7 protein-coding genes and 1 pseudogene are annotated in these 6,953 nt (G+C 69.7%); 4 read left to right on the forward strand and 4 right to left on the reverse strand.

Annotated elements, in window-relative coordinates; genetic code table 11:
- Positions 1-158: 158 nt before the first annotated feature.
- The 4 genes and pseudogenes from A6A27_RS16735 to A6A27_RS47485 form a co-directional block, all read right to left on the reverse strand.
- A complete protein-coding gene (locus A6A27_RS16735; RefSeq protein WP_073835530.1) occupies positions 159-1,937 on the reverse strand; it encodes an ABC transporter permease in 1,779 nt (592 codons plus the stop codon).
- 1 nt (position 1,938) lies between these two features.
- A complete protein-coding gene (locus tag A6A27_RS16740; protein WP_338013291.1) occupies positions 1,939-2,643 on the reverse strand; it encodes an ABC transporter ATP-binding protein in 705 nt (234 codons plus the stop codon).
- Positions 2,644-2,728: 85 nt separating this feature from the next.
- On the reverse strand, positions 2,729-3,268 hold the full coding sequence (locus A6A27_RS16745) for a PadR family transcriptional regulator (protein ID WP_073835532.1): 540 nt from the start codon (positions 3,266-3,268) through the stop codon (positions 2,729-2,731).
- A gap of 64 nt (positions 3,269-3,332) precedes the next feature.
- Positions 3,333-3,588, reverse strand: a pseudogene (locus A6A27_RS47485) (transposase); the annotation flags it as partial.
- A 133-nt stretch (positions 3,589-3,721) separates the two neighbouring features.
- Here A6A27_RS47485 and A6A27_RS16755 point away from each other — a divergent pair.
- The 4 genes from A6A27_RS16755 (at position 3,722) to A6A27_RS47490 (ending at position 6,837) form a co-directional block, all read left to right on the forward strand.
- Positions 3,722-4,342, forward strand: coding sequence for a dihydrofolate reductase family protein (locus tag A6A27_RS16755; protein WP_073835533.1), 621 nt, complete (start codon positions 3,722-3,724; stop codon positions 4,340-4,342).
- 53 nt (positions 4,343-4,395) lie between these two features.
- Positions 4,396-4,719 (forward strand): YciI family protein, encoded by a 324-nt coding sequence (locus A6A27_RS16760; protein WP_073835534.1) that lies wholly within the window; start codon positions 4,396-4,398, stop codon positions 4,717-4,719.
- On the forward strand, positions 4,716-5,951 hold the full coding sequence (locus tag A6A27_RS16765) for an RNA polymerase sigma factor (protein ID WP_073835535.1): 1,236 nt from the start codon (positions 4,716-4,718) through the stop codon (positions 5,949-5,951). Before A6A27_RS16760 ends, A6A27_RS16765 begins: the two co-directional genes overlap by 4 nt.
- Before the next feature lie 403 nt (positions 5,952-6,354).
- Entirely contained in the window at positions 6,355-6,837 is a 483-nt protein-coding gene (locus tag A6A27_RS47490; RefSeq protein WP_158073990.1) for a chorismate pyruvate-lyase family protein, read from the forward strand.
- Positions 6,838-6,953 lie beyond the last annotated feature (116 nt).

Below are 6,953 nucleotides of genomic sequence, written 5' to 3' on the forward strand. Positions count from 1 at the left end.
CAAGAGCGTCGCCGCTCGTCTGTCACTGGCCGTGACGCCCGGTCGGCCAGATCCGTGCAACTTCTTGTGTGGTTGATGCGTCAGCTGCGATTGCTGTCTTGCTCGGCGGTTCCGCTCGTCGTGGTGCCGTATGCGGGCTGTAGGCCGTTGGCGGCCGGTCAGGTCGACGTGGATTGGAGGGCGTCCGCGACCGGGCGCCGGGTGGCGGCCAGGGCGGGGATGGCGGTGAGCGCGGCGACGGCGAGCAGGACCGCGAGTGCCACGGCGAACATCCAGGAGGCGGGTGCGTACTGCTGGTCGCCTGGGCTGGCGACCAGATACAGCCCGATGCCGGCCGGGACCCCGAGGGCGACGCCGGGTATCGCGGGAAGAAGCTGGGCTACCGCCATGCCCGCGGTTACCTGTGCGGGTGTGGCGCCGAGTGTGCGGGCGACGGCCAGGGGGTGGCGGGCGTCGAGGACCGCGGTCCAGGTGCTCACGATGGCGTTGATGAGCGCGAGGACGCACAGCACCACGATGACGAGGAACATGGCCTCGAGGGTTCGCGTGCTCTGGGGGTTGGCCAGCTTGGATTCGCCGAGCTTGACCCGCGGGTCCTGCGCCAGGCCCATGAGCAAGGCGGCGAGCCCGGTCGTGGTGATGAGGGTGTTCACCATGACGAGGCGGGCGCGGCGGGGGCGGCGGGCGTTGATGCGTACCCCGATCAGCAGGGCGGTGGGCATCCGGCGGGACAGCCAGACGCGCCACCCGCGGCGGCGCGGTGGTGTGGCGGCGTCGGCAAGCGCGTGGACGGTGTCGGTGGTGACGGCGCGTAGCACGGGTGCCAGCGTCGCCGCGGCGGCGATAGCGAGGGCGAGGACGGTGGCGGCGAGCACGGTGCGTAGCGCGGGCGGGTGGGTGCCGGTGGAGCCGAGGAGTCCGGCGCCGGGGCTGGTGAGTGCCGGTGCGGCGAGCCAGCCGGCGGTCAGGCCGGTGCCGGCGGCGGCGAGCCCGATGACGAGGTATTCGGCGAGGTGGACGGCGGCGATCATGGCTGGTCCGGCGCCGACGGCCTTGAGTAGTCCTACCCGGCGGCGTTGGTCGACGACGCGGCCGGCGACGATGTTGGCGACGCTGGCCACCGCGAGGGCGGTGAGCAGCCAGCTGCCGACCAGTAGGGCCAGGCGCGCCTGTTTGACGAGCTTGCCGTCCGCGTCGGCGATCCCTGTCCAGCTGGTGTATTCGATCCCGCCTTCGCGCTTGTGGGTGAATGAGGTGCTGGCCCGCGGGTCCGCGTATCTCAGGTTCAGGGTGTATGACAGCGGTCGTGTGCCGGCCAGCGCGCCGATCTGGCTACTGTCGACCCAGACGAGGCCGGCGCTTTCGGTCAGGGGGCTACCCGCGTCAATGCGCCAGTCGGCGCGCGGGTAGACGGCTCTGGCGGCGGTGACCGCGGTCCCGACCACCCGCAGGGGGTGGCCGTTGATGTCGACGGTGTCGCCGATGTGCACGCTGAGGGCGTTGGCGAAGGTGGGCTCGATGACGATGCCGCCGGGGTGTACCCAAGTACCGGCGGTCACCGCGGGCCGGTCGAGCGCCGCTGGGGAGTTGTCCCGGCCCTGGACGACCGCGGGCACGGTCGTGCCGCTTGCGGTCAGCATCAGATAGGCCATCGGGTACGGCCCGCTGTGTGCGGTGACACCGGGCGCGGTGGCCAGCGGCGCGAGGGCGGCCAGTGCCTCCGGGCCGGTCGCTCCCGGCATCGCCACCACGTCGGGGCCTGCGGTGGCGGCCCGGGTCCGCTCGTACGGCTGGGCGAGAGCATTGTTCAGGGCGAGGCCGAGGGTCAGCGTGCCGGTCGCGGCGCTGATGGCGAGCAGCAGCAGTACGGTCTCGGTGCGCCGCCGGCGCAGGTCCCGCACCATCAGCCGGCACACGAGTAGCAGACGTCCGGCCATCTCAGCGCCACCCGCCGTAGACCGTGCCCGTGCCGGAGGTGGTGGTGCCGGTGAGGCGGCTGTCGTCGGCGAACGACCCGTCCCGCATGGAGATCACCCGGTCGGCGACCGCGGCGATGCGCGCGTCGTGGGTGACCACTACCAGCGTCTGCCCCGCCGTCCGCAGCTCCTCGAACAGCCGCAGCACCTCCAGGGTGGCGGCGCTGTCCAGGTTCCCGGTGGGCTCGTCGGCCAACACGACCAGCGGCTCGTTGCTCAACGCGCGGGCGATCGCGACCCGCTGCCGCTGGCCGCCGGACAATGCCGACGGCAGGTGCCTGGCGCGGTCGGCAAGCCCGACCCGGTCCAACAGATGCAGGGCACGTTGCCGGGCCCGGCGGGGAGACTGCCCGGCCAGCAACGCGGCCAGCTCGACGTTCTCCACGGCGGTCAGTTCGTCCATGAGGTGGAACGACTGGAAGACGAAGCCGATGTGATGCCGCCGCAGCCGGGCCAAGGCGCGCTCGCTCATGGTGTCGATCCGGTGCTCGGCCAGCCAGATCTCGCCGTCGGTGGGGCGTTGCAGCCCGCCGAGCAGGTGCAGCAGGGTCGACTTGCCGCAGCCGCTGGGACCCATGATTGCCAGAGTCTGCCCCGCGGGCACCTCCAGGTCGATCTCGTCGACCGCGCGCACCAGGGCGCTCCCCCAGCCGTACCGCCTGCTCACACCTCGTGCCTTTAGCAGCGCCGATCCGGTCATACTGCGCCACCGGGCATGACCTCGCGGCCCTCGCTTCGCTCGGTGCGCTCGCTCATGGGCTCGCCGTCCCTCCGGTCCGGTCGCGGTTGATCCACATGCGTTCGCACGCCTCCAGCCACTCCAGGTCGGCCCGCAGCCGCAGCACGACCCCTTCCAACAACAACCCGACGACCGGATCCACCGACCGCTCCAACGCAGCCCGCTGGGCATCCCGCAGCCGACGCAGCACCTCACGCCGCTGCGCGTCGACCAGAGTCACCGGATCGGCCAACCGGGCGGCAGCGGCGGCCACCAGCTTGAGGTGAAACTCGGTGAGGTCGGGCCTCGGCCAGCTCACCTCGGTCAGCCAGGCGGCGACCCGCTGCTGCCCGGCCGGGGTCAACGCGTAGACCCGGCGGTCGGGGCGGTCCGGCAAACCCTCGGCGTGCTGCGAGGTCACCAGCCCCGCCTTGGCCAGCCGGGCCAGCGTCACGTAGATCTGCCCGGCGTTCATCGCCTCGCCGAGCGGGCCGAGCGCGCTACGCAAACGGCTGCGCAGGTCGTACCCGTACGCCGGCTCCTTCGCCAGCATGGCCAGCACCACGTCCTGCACCCAACACCCCCGGTAGATCGACTATAGATAACCGCTAGCTATAGCAATGTCAAACCGAAGGGCGCAGCAGACAGAGTCCGCTGCCTACTGGGTGGGGTTCCAGCTCGGTGTCGACCAGCCGATCCACGTGGCAGCCGTGCATGCGGGCGGCGGGAGCGGGTCAGCCGGTTGCGGAGTCGCCGTTCGGGATCGGCGCCTCGGCCGCGGCGTCCTCGTTGGGTGAGGGTGGTTCGGTGGCGGACCTCGGTGACGGCCCGGTTGGCCAGTTGCACGACGTGGGAGTGGTCGACCACCAGCACCGCGGGTGGCAGCGTCTGCCGGGATCGCTGACGACCGGCGTCCCGGAAAGTTCTGAGAAGAAATCCGGGAGGCGGTGTCGGATCGGGGCGGTGGTGTTCGTAGCAGGGGTGAGGCCGCCCACGAGGGGCGGCGCCAAGGTAAGGAACCGCGATCATGAAGCTGACGACCATGACTCAGGTCACCATCGATGGAGTGATGCAGGGAAACGGCGGCGCGTCGGATGAGGACCGCAGGAACGGATTCGAGCGCGGCGGATGGGCCCTGGGCAAGGGCGACAACGAGACCCACGCGTTCATCAACCAGACCTACCAGCGCGCCGACGCGTTCCTGCTCGGCCGGCGGACCTACGAGCTGTTCGCCAGCTCGTGGGGGTCCGGGACGGAACAGGATGTCCCTGGCTGGGAGCCCGTCATGCGGGCGTTGAACACACGGCCCAAGTACGTGGCATCGACCATGCTCGCCGACCCGGCGTGGTCGGGCACCACCGTCCTGTCCGACGACCTGGCGACCGCCATCGCAGACCTGAAGGCCAAGCCGGGGGGTGAGCTGCAGGTGCACGGCAGTGGCACCCTGATCCGGTGGCTGCTGGAGAACGATCTGGTCGACGAGATGACTCTGATTGTCGTTCCCGTGGTTCTCGGCCAAGGCGCGCGGTTGTTCCCGGAGGCCGGTCCGGATCTTGCGCTCGACCTGGTCGAGTCGCGGGTCGACTCGAAGGGCGTGACGATCCAGGTCTACCGGCCGGCCGGGCGCCCGCGGTATGCAACGGCCTGAAGTCCCTGACCACCGAACCACGCTGTCTTGACCCCAGAGGAGATGATCTTCAGATGCAGTACCTGGTTTCCGTGATCGATGACAAGAGCAATCCCGGCAGCACGGACAGGCAGCCTGCCATCAGCGCGTTCAACGAACGACTGATCGCCGAGGGCTACTGGGTTTTCGCGGGCGGACTCGCGGACACCGACGCGGCAACGGTCATCGACAACCGGGGCGAGCAGGTGGTGTTCAGCGACGGGCCTTTCGTGGAGTCGAAGGAGTACCTCGCCGGCGTCTGGGTGTGGGAGGCCCCCGATCTGGATGTGGCGCTCAAGCTCGCCACCGAGGCGTCGAAGGTCTGCGATCGGAAGATCGAGGTGCGGCCGTTCCAGTGATTGACGTCGAGGAGGCGGTCACCCGGGCCCACCACGAGGAGTGGGCGCGGGTGGTGGCCGCCCTGACCAGGCGCTTCGGTGACCTCGACATCGCCGAGGAGGCGGCGGCCGAGGCGTTCGTGACCGCCGTCGAGCGGTGGCCGGCCGACGGCGTACCGCCCAATCCCGGCGCGTGGCTGACCACCACCGCCAACCGCAAGGCCATCGACCGGATCCGGCGCGAGAACAAGCGCGACGACAAGCAGAAGGAGGCTCAGATGGTGTACGACAACACCCCACCCGAGCCTCTCGGCGCCATCGACGACGACCGGCTCCGGCTGATCTTCACCTGCTGTCACCCGGCGCTGGCGATGGAAGCCCGTCTGGCGTTGACGCTGCGCATGGTCGGCGGTCTGACCGTGCCCGAGATCGCCCGCGCCTTCCTGGTGGCCGAAAGTGCCATGGGGCAGCGGATCACCCGCGCGAAGGCCAAGATCAAAGCGGCTCGCATCCCCTATCGGATGCCGTCCGCCGAGGATCTCCCAGCCCGGGTCTCCGGCGTGCTCGCCGTCCTCTACCTCGTGTTCAACGAGGGCTACCTGGCCAGCGGCCCCGACACCGATCCCGTACGACACGACCTGACCGCCGAGGCGGTCCGGCTCACCCGCCTGCTCCGCGCGCTCCTGCCGGACGACGGAGAAGTGGCCGGGCTGCTGGCGCTGATGCTGCTCACCGAGGCCCGCCGCCCCGCCCGGGTCTCGGCCAGCGGCGAACTGGTCGCCCTCGACGAGCAGGACCGCGGGGCCTGGGACTCGACGCTGATCGCCGAGGGCCACCGGCTGGTCCGCGAGCGCCTCGCCGCTGCCGCCGCCGGGGTCGCTCCGGGCAGCTACCAGATCCTCGCGGCGATCAACGCCGTGCACACCTCCGCCCGCGACATGCGCGACACCGACTGGTCACAGGTCCTCGCCCTCTACGACCAGCTCGTCCGCCTCGACCCCTCCCCGATCATCGCCCTCAACCGGGCCATCGCCGTCGCCGAGCTCGACGGCCCGCAGGTGGCACTGGCGGCCGTCGACCGTCTTGAGCGCAGGTTGGCCGGCTACCACGCCTACCACGCCACCCGCGCCGACCTGCTGCGCCGGCTGGGTCACAGCCAGGAGTCACGCGCGGCCTACGACAAAGCCATCGACCTGGCCGGCAACACCGCCGAGACCGCCTACCTGACGCGCCGCCGCGACCAGTTGGGGTAGCCGGGATCCCGATCGAAACCCCGCGCAGCGGCGGCCGAACCCGGGGTGCCCTGCCGAGGCATTCCGCAACCTATCGCGCCAGCGGCGGGCCTCTCCACTGGGAGCCGAGCCCCAGCATGCCCGACGACACCCCGCCCGTCAGCGGTGGCAACGATCCTCGGGCGGGACCCGGTAGCCTGCATTCAGCAAGTGCTCTCCGCAGCGAATGGTTGAGTACCTATGCAAGTCCATGCTTCCGGCCCAGAGGGCAGTTCTACGTTTTCGACCGGCGAGCACAGCGAGCCGTCGTGATGGCGCGGGGGTTAGCCTCGATGAGAAGAGAGGAGTCGATGTGACAAGGCTCCTCCCGGATGGGGTCCCAGTGGCCCGTGGCCAGCCGGCCTTTCAGGACCGCTTGGTCAACATGTTCCTGAGTGCCGACGGCACGACTACAGGGCTGATAGAAGCCTGGACGGGTGAGAAGCTGGTCGCCGATGTGCGACAGCAGGCGCGTGCAACTTCCGCAGAGTCCGCCTTGTGGCCGCTTGAAGAACCTGGGGGTCCGCTACTTGCGCGCTACGTTCGCCTATGTGGAGCCACGAGCGGCCGGGCCTGGCTGTATGGTCGATCGCTGCTAGATTTGACTGCATTGCCGGTCCAGATGCGCGAGGAGATCCTATTCGACATGATGCCGCTTGGAAGGTCACTCGTGCGACATCGTGTGGAGACCTTCCGAACGCTTCAATCAGTTGATTGCACTGCCCCGCCCTCTGCCGAGTTCGGAGGCACACCAATCAACTTGCCTTGCCGGACGGTGCTAATCCAAGCCGGCGGTGTATGCGCCGCCGTTATCACCGAGTGGTTCGACTCAGACCGATTGTTCGCCCTGGCAATTCCTGCCCACTGACGAGGTTGTACCCAGGGGGCTGGACGCGTGCGGCGTAGCGGTGAGGGGCGAGTTCGCCTCTGGCGCGCGGTGCAGTGGTCGGTCTTAGTGCTGCTCGGCGTTAATTCGTCGGGGGT

Origin of the sequence: Micromonospora sp. CB01531 (genome assembly GCF_001905095.1) — a bacterium.
Lineage (GTDB): Bacteria > Actinomycetota > Actinomycetes > Mycobacteriales > Micromonosporaceae > Micromonospora.